General features: G+C 72.9%; 14 protein-coding genes. 4 read left to right on the plus strand and 10 right to left on the minus strand.

Going from position 1 to position 14,977, the window contains the following annotated elements:
* Positions 1 to 771, minus strand: coding sequence for a class I SAM-dependent methyltransferase (locus G6N10_RS14960; RefSeq protein WP_109750377.1), 771 nt, complete (start codon positions 769 to 771; stop codon positions 1 to 3).
* A 9-nt stretch (positions 772 to 780) separates the two neighbouring features.
* Here G6N10_RS14960 and glpK point away from each other — a divergent pair, with 9 nt between their 5' ends.
* Complete coding sequence (glpK, locus tag G6N10_RS14965; protein ID WP_085092715.1) at positions 781 to 2,340, plus strand: glycerol kinase GlpK; 1,560 nt, start codon at positions 781 to 783, stop codon at positions 2,338 to 2,340.
* 135 nt (positions 2,341 to 2,475) lie between these two features.
* On the opposite strand, the gene G6N10_RS14970 is transcribed toward glpK, so the two are convergent.
* Positions 2,476 to 3,189 (minus strand): PadR family transcriptional regulator, encoded by a 714-nt coding sequence (locus tag G6N10_RS14970; RefSeq protein WP_085092716.1) that lies wholly within the window; start codon positions 3,187 to 3,189, stop codon positions 2,476 to 2,478.
* A 160-nt stretch (positions 3,190 to 3,349) separates the two neighbouring features.
* Here G6N10_RS14970 and G6N10_RS14975 point away from each other — a divergent pair, with 160 nt between their 5' ends.
* On the plus strand, positions 3,350 to 4,525 hold the full coding sequence (locus tag G6N10_RS14975; protein ID WP_085092717.1) for a cation:proton antiporter: 1,176 nt from the start codon (positions 3,350 to 3,352) through the stop codon (positions 4,523 to 4,525).
* On the opposite strand, the gene G6N10_RS14980 is transcribed toward G6N10_RS14975, so the two are convergent.
* Positions 4,489 to 5,430 (minus strand): RDD family protein, encoded by a 942-nt coding sequence (locus tag G6N10_RS14980; protein WP_085092718.1) that lies wholly within the window; start codon positions 5,428 to 5,430, stop codon positions 4,489 to 4,491. The genes G6N10_RS14975 and G6N10_RS14980 overlap by 37 nt on opposite strands.
* Before the next feature lie 49 nt (positions 5,431 to 5,479).
* Between G6N10_RS14980 and G6N10_RS14985 the strand changes: the two genes are divergently transcribed.
* On the plus strand, positions 5,480 to 6,472 hold the full coding sequence (locus tag G6N10_RS14985) for a stage II sporulation protein M (protein WP_085092719.1): 993 nt from the start codon (positions 5,480 to 5,482) through the stop codon (positions 6,470 to 6,472).
* A 12-nt stretch (positions 6,473 to 6,484) separates the two neighbouring features.
* Here G6N10_RS14985 and G6N10_RS14990 read toward each other — a convergent pair whose 3' ends face one another.
* The 5 genes from G6N10_RS14990 to G6N10_RS20475 are packed head-to-tail and all read right to left on the minus strand — an operon-like array spanning position 6,485 to position 11,805.
* Positions 6,485 to 7,813, minus strand: coding sequence for a DUF58 domain-containing protein (locus tag G6N10_RS14990; protein WP_085092720.1), 1,329 nt, complete (start codon positions 7,811 to 7,813; stop codon positions 6,485 to 6,487).
* Positions 7,813 to 8,829 (minus strand): AAA family ATPase, encoded by a 1,017-nt coding sequence (locus tag G6N10_RS14995; protein ID WP_085092722.1) that lies wholly within the window; start codon positions 8,827 to 8,829, stop codon positions 7,813 to 7,815. Before G6N10_RS14995 ends, G6N10_RS14990 begins: the two co-directional genes overlap by 1 nt.
* Positions 8,826 to 9,956 carry a DUF4350 domain-containing protein gene (locus G6N10_RS15000; RefSeq protein WP_085092724.1) on the minus strand — a complete coding sequence of 377 codons (1,131 nt, stop codon included), beginning with the start codon at positions 9,954 to 9,956 and terminating at the stop codon, positions 8,826 to 8,828. Before G6N10_RS15000 ends, G6N10_RS14995 begins: the two co-directional genes overlap by 4 nt.
* Positions 9,953 to 10,600: a DUF4129 domain-containing protein gene (locus G6N10_RS15005; protein WP_085092726.1), complete on the minus strand. Its 648-nt coding sequence runs from the start codon at positions 10,598 to 10,600 to the stop codon at positions 9,953 to 9,955. The genes G6N10_RS15000 and G6N10_RS15005 overlap by 4 nt, the downstream gene beginning before the upstream one ends.
* Positions 10,582 to 11,805, minus strand: a complete 1,224-nt coding sequence (locus G6N10_RS20475) for a DUF7847 domain-containing protein (protein ID WP_407664031.1) — start codon at positions 11,803 to 11,805, stop codon at positions 10,582 to 10,584. Before G6N10_RS20475 ends, G6N10_RS15005 begins: the two co-directional genes overlap by 19 nt.
* A gap of 409 nt (positions 11,806 to 12,214) precedes the next feature.
* Here G6N10_RS20475 and G6N10_RS15015 point away from each other — a divergent pair, with 409 nt between their 5' ends.
* Complete coding sequence (locus G6N10_RS15015; protein ID WP_085100132.1) at positions 12,215 to 12,679, plus strand: GatB/YqeY domain-containing protein; 465 nt, start codon at positions 12,215 to 12,217, stop codon at positions 12,677 to 12,679.
* Here G6N10_RS15015 and lfrA read toward each other — a convergent pair.
* Together lfrA and G6N10_RS15025 are read right to left on the minus strand one after the other, a co-directional pair.
* Entirely contained in the window at positions 12,663 to 14,204 is a 1,542-nt protein-coding gene (lfrA, locus tag G6N10_RS15020) for an efflux MFS transporter LfrA (RefSeq protein ID WP_085100126.1), read from the minus strand. The two genes, G6N10_RS15015 and lfrA, sit on opposite strands and share 17 nt — an antisense overlap.
* 96 nt (positions 14,205 to 14,300) lie before the next feature.
* A complete protein-coding gene (locus G6N10_RS15025) occupies positions 14,301 to 14,861 on the minus strand; it encodes a TetR/AcrR family transcriptional regulator (protein WP_234810681.1) in 561 nt (186 codons plus the stop codon).
* Positions 14,862 to 14,977: the final 116 nt, after the last annotated feature.

Here is a 14,977-nt window from a genome sequence, read left to right on the forward strand (position 1 = left end):
TCACGCTACCCGCGATCGTCGGGCCCGGACCAGCACGTCGGGCCCGAGCCTGCCGACCTCGACGTCGATCTCGGTGCCGCTGCGTTCGGCAGCCGCGGCGACCAGCGTGCGGATCGCCGACGGGCTGTAGGACCGCAGCGACGAGATCATCACGTCGTGCAGGAACGGAATCACCGGGGCCAGCGGCGCGACGAAGGCCAGCCGGACCAGGTGCAGCGGCGACGGCGGCCGGCTGAGGTCGACGACGATCACCTCGCGGGCCACCCGGGTCGCCTCGGCGAACATCTGCGCGGCGCCGGTCGGTGACAGGTGGTGCAGTCCGAACGCGAACACCGCGACGTCGAACTCGTCGTCACCGGCGTCGAGGTCGGTGGCGTCCAGCAGCCGGACCCGGGCCCGGTGCGCGGCGCGCAGCGGGCCCTCGGTCAGCGCGGCGACGGCCTGCGGGTCGATGTCGCTGACGGTCACCGTCAGGGTCGGGTGGTCGGCCAGCAGCAACCGGGACAGCTCACCGCGGCCGGCGCCGAGCTCGAGCACCGTCGGGTCGGGCCGCTCGGCGACCGCGTCCAGCACGCACTGCGCGACCCGCTGGTGGGTGTGCAGCATCCGGTCGGTCCACTCCTGGCCTTCGATCGCCTGCCGGCGCAGCTGCGGGTCGGCGTCGTCGCGGTCGGGGTACTCGCTGAGGCCGGTCTGCAGCAGCCGATCCAGCAGCGAGGCGTCGAATCCGCCCCGCGGCATCCGGGAAATGTCGGTGCGGGGCGCGGTCATAGGACCATCATGGACGATTGCAGCACCCCCCGAGGCAAGGAGCACCCGTTGGCCGAGTTCGTCGCCGCCATCGACCAGGGCACCACCAGCACCCGGGCGATGATCTTCGATCACGCCGGCCGGGAGGTGGGCCGCCACCAGCTCGAGCACGAGCAGATCCTGCCGCAGGCCGGCTGGGTCGAGCACAATCCGGTGGAGATCTGGGAGCGCACCTGGTCGGTGCTGATGTCGGTGATGACCTCGCTGGATCTGACCCCGGGGGACCTGGCGGCGCTGGGTGTCACCAACCAGCGGGAGACGGCGGTGGTGTGGAATCGGCGTACCGGCCGGCCGTACTGCAACGCGATCGTCTGGCAGGACACCCGCACCGACCGGATCGCCGCCGCGCTGGAGCGCGACGGCCGCGGCGAGGTGATCCGGCACAAGGCCGGACTGCCGCCCGCGACGTATTTCTCGGCGGGCAAGGTGGCCTGGATCCTGGAGAACGTCGACGGGGTGCGGGCGGCCGCCGAGCGCGGCGACGCGATCTTCGGCACGCCGGACACCTGGGTGATCTGGAACCTGACCGGCGGGGTCAACGGCGGGGTGCACGTCACCGATGTCACCAACGCCAGCCGGACCATGCTGATGAACCTGGAGACCCTGGACTGGGACGACGAACTGTTGTCCTTCTTCGGGATTCCGCGCCGGATGCTGCCGCGCATCGCGCCGTCATCGTCGCCGGAACCGTACGGCTACACCAGCGAGCAGGGGCCGCTGGGCGGGCGGGTGCCGATCACCGCCAGCCTGGGTGATCAGCAGGCCGCGATGGTCGGGCAGGTGTGCCTGAGCGCGGGCGAGGCGAAAAACACCTACGGCACCGGCAATTTCCTGCTGCTGAACACCGGGGAGAACATCGTCCGGTCCGCCAACGGGCTCTTGACCACGGTCTGCTACCAGTTCGGTGACGCGAAACCCGTTTACGCACTGGAGGGTTCGATCGCGGTGACCGGATCGGCGATCCAGTGGCTGCGCGATCAGCTCGGCATCATCGGCGGCGCCGCGCAGAGCGAGGCACTGGCCCGTCAGGTGCCCGACAACGGCGGAATCTATTTCGTCCCGGCGTTTTCCGGGCTGTTCGCGCCGTACTGGCGGGCCGATGCTCGCGGCGCGATCGTCGGGCTGTCCCGGTTCAACACCAACGCGCATCTGGCCCGCGCGGCGCTGGAGGCGATCTGCTACCAGACCCGCGACGTGATGGAGGCGATGGAGGCCGACTCCGGCGTACGCCTGGAGGTGCTCAAGGTCGACGGCGGCGTGACCGCCAACGAGCTGTGCATGCAGATCCAGGCCGACGTGCTCGGGGTGGAGGTGGTGCGCCCGGTGGTGGCCGAGACGACGGCCCTCGGCGCCGCGTACGCGGCCGGGCTGGCGGTCGGCTTCTGGTCCGATCCCACCGAGCTGCGGGCCAATTGGCAGGAGGGCCGGCGGTGGTCGCCGGCCTGGAGCGCCGATCAGCGGGCCGCCGGTTACGCCGGCTGGCGCAAGGCGGTGCAGCGCACCCTGGACTGGGTGGACGTCGAGCCGTAACCCGCGGGCCACCAGCTCCCCAGTTCCCCGGTCCCCAGTTCCCCGGCGCCGGGCTCCCAAATCCCCGCGAGCGCTCACCCTTGGCCGCGACACGCCGTCGCGGGTGTGCACAGGTGAGCGCTGGACGGGAGTCGGTCAGCTCTCACCGAGGATCTGGTAGACCTCGCGGCGGGCGGAGTTGACGATGTCGAGGATCCGCTGCTGCTGTTCGGGGCTGGCCGCGTGGCTGGACTGCGCCACCGCGCCGAACAGCTGCCCGAGCGCGTCGCGCAGATTCACCTGATCGGGGTCGGCGCCCTCGGTGATCTCGGTCCACGGCGGGGCGTCGATCTGCTCGGCGGCGGCCCGGCCGTCGTCGGTCAGCGCGAACAGCTTCCTCTTGCCGTGCGCCTCGACCGCAGCGATCAGGCCTTCGTCCTCAAGCATCGACAGGGTCGGGTAGACCGAGCCGGGGCTGGGCTTCCACAGCCCGTTGCTGCGCCCGGCGATCTCCTGGATCATCTCGTAGCCGTGCATGGGACGCTCGGCCAGCAGGCTCAGGATGGCGACGCGGACGTCGCCGCGCCGGCCCGGTCCGCGCCGGCCGCGATGCCCGCGGTGCGGTCCGCGACCGCCGCCGGGGCCGAAGCCGAAACCCGGACCGAAGCCCGGACCAAAGCCGGGACCGAAGCCGCCGCCCGGACCAAAGCCCGGACCAAATCCTCCGCCGCGGTGTTCGCGCAGGTGCTCGCGCATCTCGCGGCGCAGCTGGTGGCGGGCGTGCCGGTCGGCCGGGTCATGCCCGGGGCCGAAACCGAAGGGGGCGGGCCCGTCGAGCGGGCGGCCCGGGGGGTTGCAGGGGGTGTTCATTCGTGATTCTCATTTCTCGAAGGGAGGCGCCGACGCGCTCTCGATACTCCGACGATATATCGAGAAGTATCGTTGCGCAACCGTTGATTGCGACAAACCTCGCGGGCTGCGACGCCGCGGCGTGCTATTTCTAGCGGGTGACTCTGCGGGCGGGCCGGTGATGGCGGGCTTCGACTTCGGCACCCTGGCGCTGGTCGCGTTCATCGGGCTGGCCGGCCCGCTGCTGGCCGCACCGAAGCGGCTGCGGATCCCGGTGGTGGTCGGCGAACTGGCCGTCGGGCTGGCCGTCGGCCGCACCGGCCTGGGCATTCTCGACCCCGCCGACCCGACCTTCGCGCTGCTCGCCGACGTCGGGTTCGCGCTGGTGATGTTCGTCGTCGGCACCCACATCCCGATCCGGGACGGCACCCTGCGCTCCTCGCTGCCGGGCGCCGCGGCCCGCGCGGTGCTGGTCGGCGCGGTCGCGACGGCGCTGGCCGTCGTCATCACCGCAGCCTTTGGCACCGGGCACACGCCGCTGTTCGCGGTGCTGATCGCGTCGTCCTCCGCGGCGCTGGCGCTGCCGATGATCGACAACATCGCCGGCCGCGGACCGGCGGTGCTGTCGGTGACGGCGCAGATCGCCATCGCCGACACCGCCTCAATCGTGTTGCTGCCGCTGGTGATCGACCCGCCGCGGGCCGGCCGCGCGGCGCTGGGCGCGCTGGTCATCGGAGCCTGCGCGGTGCTGCTCTACTACCTGCTGCGCCACCTCGCCCACAACGGCAGGCGCAAGCGGCTGCACCGCTACTCCGAACGCCGCCGGCTGGCCCTGGAACTGCGGATCAGCCTGATCCTGCTGTTCGCGCTGGCCGCTCTGGCGGTCAGCACGCACGTCTCGGTCATGCTGGCCGGGTTTGCCCTCGGGCTGGTGCTCTCCGCGGTGGGCCAACCGCGCCGGCTGGGCCGCCAGCTGTTCGGCATCACCGAGGGCTTCTTCGGCCCGCTGTTCTTCGTCTGGCTGGGCGCCTCGCTGCAGGTCCGCGAGCTGGGCGCGGATCCGCGGCTGATCCTGCTCGGGCTGGCGCTGGGCGGCGCCGCGGTGCTGGCGCACCTGGTCGGGGCGCTGACCCGGCAGCCGGCGGCGCTGGCGGTGCTGTCCTCGGCGCAGCTCGGCGTGCCGGTGGCCGCGGCCGCGCTGGGCACCGAGACCGGACTGCTGGCTCCCGGCGAGCCGTCGGCGTTGATCCTCGGCGCGCTGGTGACGGTGGTCGCCACCGCCGTCGCGGCCGCTGCCCTGGAGCGGGCCCGGCCGGCCGATCAGTCCGGCGGGGTGAACCCGCCCGGGTCGGGCTGAGCCGGACGGGCGGACGCCGGCCGCTGCCACTGCGGCGCCGGAGCCGGCGGCATGGGCGCCGGCATCGGAGCGGGGGGCATCGGCGCCGGCATCGGGGCCGGAGGCCAGGCCTGGCCGGGGTGGCCGGCCGTCGGGACCGGGCCGACGGGCGTGACGCGCAGCCGGGCGAGTTCGCGACGGTGCCGCTCGGCCAGCACCGCGGCCAGCAGATACTGCGGCGGGGTCCCCGGCGGAGGCGGCGGCGAGATCCGGGCGGCCACCTCGGCGGCGATCCGGTTCGCCATGTCCTCGCGCACCCACGGCTGCAGGCTCGGCGCCCGGGACAGGAACTGCCGGGCCATCTCGGCCTGCTCGGGCCCCAGCCCGGACAACTGCAGCGATGAGGCCCAGCCGGCCAGCTGCGGCGGCATCGGCGGCGGCGGGGACAGCTTCGGGCCGCGTTCGCTGATCACCATGGTGCCGGCGAAGATGTCGCCGAGCCGCTTGCCCTTGGCCGACAGCAGGCTGGTGATCACCGCCGGGCTGCCGGTCAGCGACCAGATCTCCACGATCGAGGCCAGCCCGCGAAACAGTGCCTGGCGGAACCGTTCCGGGCTGCCGTCGTCAGACACCACCCGCAGGCCCATCGCCAGCTTGCCCAGGCTGCGGCCCCGGGTCGCGGTCTCGAAGATCACCGGATAGCCGACGATCACCAGCGCGGTGAAGATGATCAGCACCGCGGCGCTGAACGCCGGATCCAGCCGCGACAGCGTCAGCGCCCACAGCAGGGTGCCGAGTATCAGACCCAGCCCCATCACCACGATGTCGATCAACGCGCTGACCGCGCGCACCGGCAGCTGGGCGATCTGCACGTCGAGCACCACGGCGTCGCCGGTGACGATGGAACCGGTGGGCGGCGCGGACATAGCGCGAACGGTACTAAACGACGGCGCCGCCCGCGATTAGGGTGGACGCGTGGATGTCGACGCTTTCGTGCTCGCCCACCGCGACACCTGGGACCGGCTGGAGGATCTGATCCGGCGCCGGCGCCGGCTGACGGGGGCGGAGGCCGACGAACTCGTCGACCTCTACCAGCGGGTCTCCACCCACCTGTCGATGGTGCGCAGCTCGGCCGGGGACTCGGCGCTGGTGGGACGGCTGTCCACGCTGGTGGCGCGGGCCCGGGCCGCGGTGACCGGCGCGCACGCCCCGCTGCGGCGCGAATTCGTTCGGTTCTGGACGGTGTCCTTCCCGGTGGTGGCCTACCGCGCCCGGTACTGGTGGCTGGGCACGACGGCGGCGTTCTTCGCGGTGGCGATCCTGATCGCGGTGTGGGTCTCGCACAATCCTGACGTGCAGGCCGCCATCGGCACCCCCGCCGAGATCGCCCAGATCGTCGACCACGACTTCGAGAGCTACTACTCCGACCATCCGGCCGGGCTGTTCGCGCTGCAGGTGTGGACGAACAACGCCTGGCTGGCGGTGATCTGCGTGGCGTTCTCGGTGCTGCTGGGCCTGCCGATTCCCTACGTGTTGTTCCTCAACGCGGCGAACCTCGGGGTGATGGCCGGGCTGATGGCCGGGGCGGGCAAGACGTCGTTCATGCTCGGGTTGCTGATTCCGCACGGTCTGCTGGAACTGTCGGCGGTGTTCCTGGCCGCCGCGGTCGGGATGCGGTTGGGCTGGTCGGTGATCGCCCCCGGCGACCGGCCGCGCGTTCAGGTGCTCGCCGAGCAGGGCCGCGCGGTGGTGGCGGTGGCCGCCGGGCTGGTGGTGATGCTGTTCATCTCCGGCCTGCTGGAGGCGCTGGTCACCCCGTCGCCGTTGCCGACGGCGATGCGCATCGCGATCGGCGTCGCCGCGGAGGCGTTGTTCATCGGCTACATCTGGCATTTCGGCCGGCGGGCCGAGCGGGCCGGGGACAGCGGGGACCTGGCCGACGCGCCGGACGTGGTTCCGACGGGCTGACGCAGGGGCGGTTCAGAGCCGGCCGGCGGCCTTCATCCCCAGGTACCGGTCGGCCAGCGCCGGGGCCAGCTCCTCCGGCGGCGCGTCGACGACCTCGACGCCCATCATCCGCAGCCGCGAGGCGATGCCGCGCCGCTCGTTGCGGGCCCGCTCGGCCGCGGCGGCGTCGTACACCGCGGCGGCGTCGGCCCGGCCGGCGGCCAGTTCCTGCACCCGGGGGTCGGCCACCGAGGCGATCAGCACCTGATGCCGCGCGCACAGCCGCGGCAGCACCGGCAGCAGGCCCTCCTCCAGCGCGGAGGCGTTCAGCTCGGTCAGCAGCACCACCAGCGCCCGGCCCCGGGTGCGGCGCAACACCGCCGAGACCGTGGCCGCCGCATCGCTTTCCAGCAGCGCCGGCTCCAGCGGGGCCATCGCGTCGACCACCCGGGACAGCAGCTCGGTGCGTCCGGCGCCGAACACCGCCGCCCGGGTCTCCCGGTCGTGGGCCAGGAAATCGACGTGGTCGCCGGCCCGGGCGGCCAGCGCGGCCAGCAGCAGCGCGGCGTCCATCGACCAGTCCAGTCGCGGCCAGCCGCCGGCGGCCGGCGAGTTGGAGATCGGATCGAGCCCGACCCGGCCGGCCGAGGTGCGGCCGGTGTCGAGCACCAGCACCACCCGCCGGTCGCGTTCCGGACGCCAGGTCCGCACCACCACGTCGTTGCGCCGGGCCGAGGCCCGCCAGTCGATGGAGCGGACGTCGTCGCCGACGACATACTCGCGCAGCGAATCGAATTCGGTGCCCTCACCGCGGACCAGTACCGGGATGGACCCGTCGATCTGGCGCAGCCGGGCCAGCCGCGACGGCAGGTGCTTGCGAGACAGGAAGGGCGGCAACACCCGAAGCTCGGCCGGCACCGGGCGGGATCGTTGCCGGCCGGCCAGCCCCAGCGGGCCGAGGCAGCGGGCGGTCACCGCCGCGGCGTGCTGATCCCCGCGGCGCACCGGATTCAGTTGCGTCACCAGGGTTTCCGACGCGCCGGGGGCAAGGGTCAGCCGGTGCTCGCGGGGCCGGGCCACCGCACTGGGCGCCCAGGCGTCGCGGATCAGCCCGCGGGCGGTTCGCGGGCCGTCGTTGCGGACCGTGAGGGTGAGCTCGGCGGTCTGGCCCAGCCGGATCGACGACGGCCCGGATCGGCGGTAGGACAACGCATCCGGGTGTGCGGCCAGGGTCAGGTCGGCCAGGATCGCGCACCCCAGCGCCGCCAGCAGCACCGCGAAGGTCGTCGCCGGCCACGGTGACACCGCGATGGGTGCCACCCCCAGCAGGGCGAGCAGCGCGGCCCGCGCGGTGAGCACCACTAGCGTGGCACCGGCACCGAGGCCAGGATCCCGTCGAGCACCGCGTCGGGCACCGCACCCTCCAGCTCGGCCTCCGGCCGCAGCGCGATCCGGTGCCGCAGGGTCGGTTTGGCCATCGCCTTCACGTCGTCGGGGGTGACGTAGTTGCGCCCCGACAGCCAGGCCCAGGCCCGCGCGGTGCCCAGCAGCGCGGTGGTGCCGCGCGGCGAAACGCCGAGGCTCAGGGCGGGTGAATGCCTTGTCGCGGTGGCGATTTCGACGATGTAGCCGAGGATCTCGTCGGCCACCATGACCCGGGCCACCGCCGCGCGGCCGGCAGCCAGCTCGGCCGGTCCGGCCACCGCGCGAATCGCGGACAGGTCGCGCGGGTCGAAGCCGTGCGCGTGCCGGCCCAGGATCGCGATCTCCTGATCCCGCGGCGGCAGCGGCACGTTCAGCTTCAGCAGGAACCGGTCGAGTTGGGCCTCGGGCAGCTGATAGGTGCCCTCGTACTCGATGGGGTTCTGGGTGGCCGCGACGATGAATGGGTCCGGCAGCGCCTTGGGCTCACCGTCGACGCTGACCTGGCGCTCCTCCATCGCCTCCAGCAGTGCGGCCTGGGTCTTGGGCGGGGTGCGGTTGATCTCGTCGGCCAGCAGCAGGTTGGTGAACACCGGGCCGGGCCGGAACTCGAAGGCGGCGGTCCGGGCGTCATAGACCAGCGAGCCGGTCACGTCGCCGGGCATCAGGTCCGGGGTGAACTGCACCCGCTTGAACTCCAGGTCCAGCGCGGCGGCCAGGGTGCGCACCAGCAGCGTCTTGGCCACCCCGGGCACGCCCTCGAGCAGCACGTGCCCGCGGCACAGCAGGGCGACGACGAGACCGCTGACCACCGCGTCCTGGCCGACGACGGCCTTGCCGATCTCGGCGCGCAGGGCGCGCAGCGCGTCGCGGGCGGCCTGCCCGGGGTCGGCCTGCGGGGGTGCCTGCGGGGGTGCCGGGTGCTGCGGGGTCTGCTCGGGGGAGAAGTGCGTCACGGGTGCGCGACCTTTCTTTCGATGTCGTCGAGTGCGTGGGCGAGCGCCTGCAGGTCCTCGTCGCCGGACGGAACCGGACCGTACAGCAGGTGTTCCAGGTGTCCGGGCGGCATTGCGGTCTGCGCGGCCAGCGCGCCGAGGATCTGGTCGGGGCCGGCAGTTCGGGTCAGCCCGAGTCGCGGTAGCAGGCGCTGGCGGGCGGCGGCGCGCAGCGCGTCGGCGGCCCGGTCCCGGGCCCGTCGTGACCGGTAGAGCCGGCCGCGGCCTTCCACCGTCTCCGAGGCCCGGACCACCACCGGAAGCCGCTCGGCGACCAGCGGCCCGAGCCGGCGGCCCTGCCACAGCGCCAGCAGCGCCACCACCACGATCAGCTGCCCGACGATCCAGTACACCCGCTGCGGGATCATCTGGAACACCGTCGCCGAGCCGGCGCCATCGTCCTCCGGCCGCTGCGGGGCGTACCACACCAGCCGGGGCTGCTCGCCGGCCAGATTCATTGCCAGCGCGGCGTTTCCGGCGTCGGTCAGGGCGCCGTTCTGCAGAAACTCCGAGGCCCCGACCACCGTGATGACCCGGTCGCCGTCGTGATAGCGGACGACCGCGCCGCCGTAGCAGGAGCTGAAGTCCCGCGGATCGTCCAGCGCCCGGAACGTGGTCGCCGACCTCAGGTCGATGGTGCCGGCCTGCCGGGCGGCCCGCAGCTCGCAGTTGGGCTGCGTCCGGGCCGGCCGGTGATCGCGCTGGACGCCGGGGGCGAGCAGCTCGCGGGTGGGGCTCGACGGCTGGATCAGCAGCAGGTCGGCGTCGACGTCGGCCAGCCTTGCCAGCAGGTCAGCGGCGGGCAGATACCGGGTCTGGGCGACCACCAGCAGGGTGTCGGGGCCGGCCGCGTCGGCGGCTTCGGCGACGGTGCCGGCGAGGTGCACCTGCACCCCCTGCTCGCGCAGCAGGCTGACCAGCGCGTGGGCCCCGTCGGCGGAGGTGGAGTCGCCGTCCAGCAATCCGCCGCTGCGCGGACTAGTCAGCAGGGCGGTCAGCGCGGCGGCGCCGAGGATGGCCAGCAGCGCGATTCCCACCGTGACCCAGGTGCGGGTGCGGCGGCGCCGGGGTTTGGCCGGTGCGGTCATCGGATGGCCGACCAGCCTTCGGCCGGCGCCGGCCCGGGTGGCCCGCCGACCGGTGCGCCGAGCAGGTGGTCGTCGAGGCCGGCGACCAGCCGGTAGCCGCCCTCGTCACCGGGCCGCTCGCCGTAGGTGACGTCGTTGAAAACCGCTGCCGCGGAATGGAATTCCCCGGACAGGCCGGGGAACGGCGCCGACGCGGCCTCGGCCAGCTCGGAGGCGGTGCGGCCCGGGACCAGCGCGAGCACCCCGGATTCCTCCAGCGCTCGGGCGACCGCGCGCAGCCGGTGCCGGATCGCCGCGGCCCAGTCGCCGCGGGCCGCACAGTCCTCCGCGCGACGGCGATGCTGCTCGGCGCTGAGCTCGGCGCCGGCGTAGAGCGGCGCCGCGGCGTCCTCGGTGTGCATGGTGCGCCGGATCAGCCGGACCGTCAGCACCACCGCGACCACCAGCAAGACCGTCAGGACCAGAATCGTCAGCCAACCGCCGGGCACGTCGGAGGCCTTCATCACGATCCGATCCAGCACGTCGGAAAGCCACTCGTTGAGCCGGTCGGTCAGGGTGGCGCGCGGGTAGCGGGGGTCGGCGAGTTCCTGGCGGGCCAGCTCGCGGGCCTGCTCGGCGCCGATGTCTACCGCCGGGTCAGCCACAGCAGATCCGTCGGGTCGGCGGACGGGTCGATCTGCGGGTGTTGGGCCCGCTGGGCGGCGCCGGTGCGCAGCACCAGGTCGAACGCCTCGGCGCGCATCCGGCGGTCGGTGTAGAGCAGCACGCTGACCCCGGCGCTGAACGGCGACGCGACGATCTGGCCGATCGACCCGCCGGCGGCGGTCAGCACCGCGCCCAGCACCATCAGGCCGGGCTGGTCGGCCATCGTGGTCACGAGGCCGCCGGCGAAGGTGAACGGGAAGCCCAACGCCGAGGCGATCATCCCGGTGATGATTCCGGTCAGCACCAGGATGCCCAGGATCCGCCAGAAGTCACCGCGCACCAGGGTGAGCGAGCGCCGGATGGCCGTCATGACCGGCAGCCGCTCCAGCACGATCGCGGTCGGGGCGAACGCCAGTTGCACCCACAGGAAGCCCAGCCCGACCAGCACCGCGAGCGCCAGCGGCAGGCCGACGGCCACGGCGACGACGGTGTTTGCCGCCGCGAGCGCGGTGATCAGGGCGATGACGACGGCCAGCACCAGCAGCACGCCGAAGAACTCCAGCGCGGCCAGCCCGATCAGCGCGGGCAGCCGGGGTCGGATGCGTTCCCAGGCTTCGGCAATGGTGATCGACGAGCCGAACACCGCCCGCCCGATCACCACCGTGAGCATGCCGCCGAGCAGGACGCCGGCCAGCAGTCCGGCCAGGGCGGCCGGGACCTGCAGCAGCGAGGAGACCACCAGGTCGACGTCGGGGTCCTGGAGCAGATCGAGTTTGCCGAGCAGCGCCAGCGGGCCCAGCTGCAGCACCAGCGCGAGCAGCTGGGTGCCGACGATCACGATGGTGGTGAGCCCCAGGGTTGCCTTGGGGCTGCGCCGGATGTAGCCGATCGCGCCGTTGTACAGCTCCGACAGGGTCAGCGGCCGCAGCGGGATGATGCCCGGCACGCCCTCGGGAACGAACGTCGGCAGCGGGGCGGGCGCGGGGTAGCCGGTCCGGCCGTACCCGGGCAGCGGGCCCGGTGCACCGCGGTACCCGGGAGGTGGACCGTAGCCGGGGGGCGGGCCTTGGGGAGGGCCGTAGCCGGGGGGCGGACCTTGGGGAGGTGGACCCTGGGGGTAACCCGGCGGCGGGCCGTACCCAGGCGGCGGGCCCTGGGGAGGTGGGCCCGCGGGGTACCCGGGCGGCGGGCTCTGAGGCGGCAGGCCATAGCCGGGGGGCGGGCCGGCGGGGGCGGTGTACCCGGGGGCGTTGTACGCGGGGGGCGGGCCGGCGGGAGCGGTGGGCCCGGGGGCGCTGTACCCCGGGGGCGCGTCGTATCCCGGCGGCGGGCCGGCGGCATCGTGTGCTGCTCCGGCAGGATCGGTCGGCGGGACCGGGGGGCCGTCGTATCCCGGCGCGGGCCCGGTGGCCGGATCGACCGGACCCGGGGGACCCGGCAGCGGGTGGTCCGGTGGTGTGGTCACCGGAGCCGGATCCGGTCGATGCTGAGCATGCCCCCTATCCTGTCGGTGGCTGCGGTTCTTGACAACGCGGCACCCCGTGCGGCCGCCGGATCGGCGGCGCATCCGCGGGTTCGGCGACCGCCCGCCGGTGACCGCGTACGGTGCTCTCATGAGCGAACTCAAGGACCGGTTGCGGTCGGATCTGACCGCGGCGATGAAGGCTCAGGACAAGCTCCGCGTCGCGACCTTGCGGATGCTGCTGGCGGCCCTGCAGGCCGAGGAGACCTCGGGCAAGGAACCCATCGAGCTGGACGATTCCGACGTGCTGCGGGTGCTGGCCCGCGAGGCCCGCAAGCGCGGCGAGGCGGCGCAGATCTACATCACCAACGGCCGCGGCGAACTGGCCGCCACCGAGCGCGCCGAGGCCAGCGTCATCGAGGAGTATCTGCCCTCGCCGCTGTCCGCCGACGAGATCGCCAGCATCGTCAACACCGCGATCGCCAATGTCGCCGAGGAGATCGGCGAGCGGCCGGGCCCGCGCAACATGGGCCGGGTGATGGCGATCGCCAAGGAGATCGCCGGCGACAAGGCCGACGGCGCCCGACTGTCCGCCGCGATCAAGGACCGACTGTAGGACGGCCCCGGAACGCCCGGATCACCACCGCGACGGCGATCAGCGTGAGCGCGATCGCGATGCCGGCCATCGGGGCGATACCCGAGTCGAACGCGGTGCGTGCCGAGTCCAGCAGTCGGGCAGCCATTTCCGGTGGCACCTCGTTCGCGACGGCCGTCGCGCCGCCGATGCTCTCGCCCGCCTGGGCGGCCGCCGGCTCGGAAAGTCCGTGCGGCAGTTCGATGTTCGAGCGGTACGACGCGGTCAGCACGGTGCCCAGGGTGGCGGTGCCGATCACCGCGCCCAGCTCGTAGGCGGTCTCCGACACCGCGGCGGCGGCCCCGGCCTTGGCCGGTGGTACCGCGGCGACGATGGTGTCGTTGGACACCGTCTGGGAAATCCCGACGCCGATCTCCAGGGTGACCAGCGACGCGATCACCGCGGCCACCGTCAGGTCGTTTCGGAACAGCAGGACCAGCGCGAAACCCGCTGCCACCAGAAGTAATCCGATGACGATCAGGCTGTGCGGGGCATACCGCTGGGCCAGCCGGACCACCGCGAGGCCGCCGATCACCGAGCACACCGCGCCCGGCAGCGTGACCAGTCCGGCCATCAGCGGCGGCAGACCGAGCACCAACTGCAGGTGCTGGGCGAGGAAGAACAGCAACCCGATCAGCCCGACCACCGACAGGAAGTTGGCCAGCACCGACGAACTGAACGGGGCGTAGCGGAACAGTCGCATCTCCAGCATCGGGGTCTCACTGCGGTTCTGCCGCCAGACGAACAGCGTCGTGGCGACCACACCGAGTCCGAAGGCGGCCAGTGCGATGCCGGTAAACCCTTCGTGGGCAACTGATTTGATCGCCCAGACGGATGGGGCCATGGCCAGCAGCGCCAGGGCGATGCTGATCGGGTCCAGCGGGCCCGGGTTCGGGTCGCGGGATTCGGGCACCAGCCGCGGCGCCAGCAGCAGCAGCGGCAGCAGGATCGGCACCGCCACCAGGAACACCGCACCCCAGTGGAAATGCTCCAGCAGGGCGCCGCCGGTGATCGGACCCAGTGCCGCACCCGCGGTGAAGCAGGACGCCCAGATGGCGATCGCCAACCGGCGGGCGGAGTCGTCGGTGAAGATGTTGCGGATCAGCGACAGCGTGGCGGGCATCAGCATCGCGCCGAATACCCCGAGCAGGGCCCGGGCGCCGACCAGCGCGCCCGCGGTGGGGGCGAACGCGGCGGCGGCCGAGACCGCGGCGAAGCCGGTCGCGCCGATCAGCAGCAACCGGCGGCGGCCGACGCGGTCGCCGAGGGCGCCCATCGGCACCAGCAGCGCGGCCAGCACCAGCGAGTAGGCGTCGACGATCCACAGCTGGGTGGTCGCCGACGGCCGGAAGTCCTCGGCGATCAGCGGCAGCGCGAACGCCAGCACGGTGTTGTCGATGGCGATCAACAGCACCGGCAGCATCAGCACCGCCAGGGCCAGCCAGGCTCTGGCGGGGGTTGTGGTGGGGGTTGAGCTGGTCGCCACGGAGTCGAGGCGGGGGGACATACAGAAATCCTCTGAACGGGCGCGCCGGGTGGTGCGCTTGAAAAAGCTGATCGGGCCGCAACGGGCGCTGGGTGGTTTGAGTGGGGCGGGGTCGAGCTAGGTGGGGTTGATGAGGCCCTCCGTGAGGGTCGTCATGATGGCGTCGACCACCTCATGACGCGGGGTGCCGTCCTGGCGGGCGGCCTCGAAACCGGCTTCCAGCAGAGCCCAGAAGACTCGTCGCGCCCAGCCCGACGGGACCTTGGTGCGGCCCTCGGCGGCCCGGTGCAGGGCCTCGATGATGGCGTCGTCACCGGTGTCGAGGTGGGTCATCAGCTCGGCGTCCGACAGCACCAGCGGGTCGCCGTAGATGTGCGACACGACCGGGCCCAGGTCGAGCTGGGACTCCACCACCCGGCGCAGTGCGGCGACCGGCGGGCCGTTGGTCGGATCGGCGGCGTCGACGGCGGCGGTGCTGATCGCGTGCACGTGCACCGCGAGTGCGCGGATCAGGTCCGCGCGCTCCGGGAAGTAGCGGTGCAGGGTGCTGCGGCCGACGTGCGCGGCGGCGGCGATGTCGGCCAGCGGAGCGGCCGGATCTGCCGACAGTGCGGACATCGCGGCGTCGAGGATCGCCCGCCTGGTCCGCCCACGGGCACCGGTCTCCGGAAAGTTCACGTATCGAAAAGTAGCACAACGTTGCTAAAATGGGACAGTAATACCCCATTATGACGGTGGCGTGGGTCACTATGCCGCCGTCCCCTCCCGGGGCCCGCCGCCCTTTCTGCGCCCAG

The sequence above is a fragment of the Mycolicibacterium fallax genome (assembly GCF_010726955.1).
Classification (GTDB): domain Bacteria; phylum Actinomycetota; class Actinomycetes; order Mycobacteriales; family Mycobacteriaceae; genus Mycobacterium; species Mycobacterium fallax.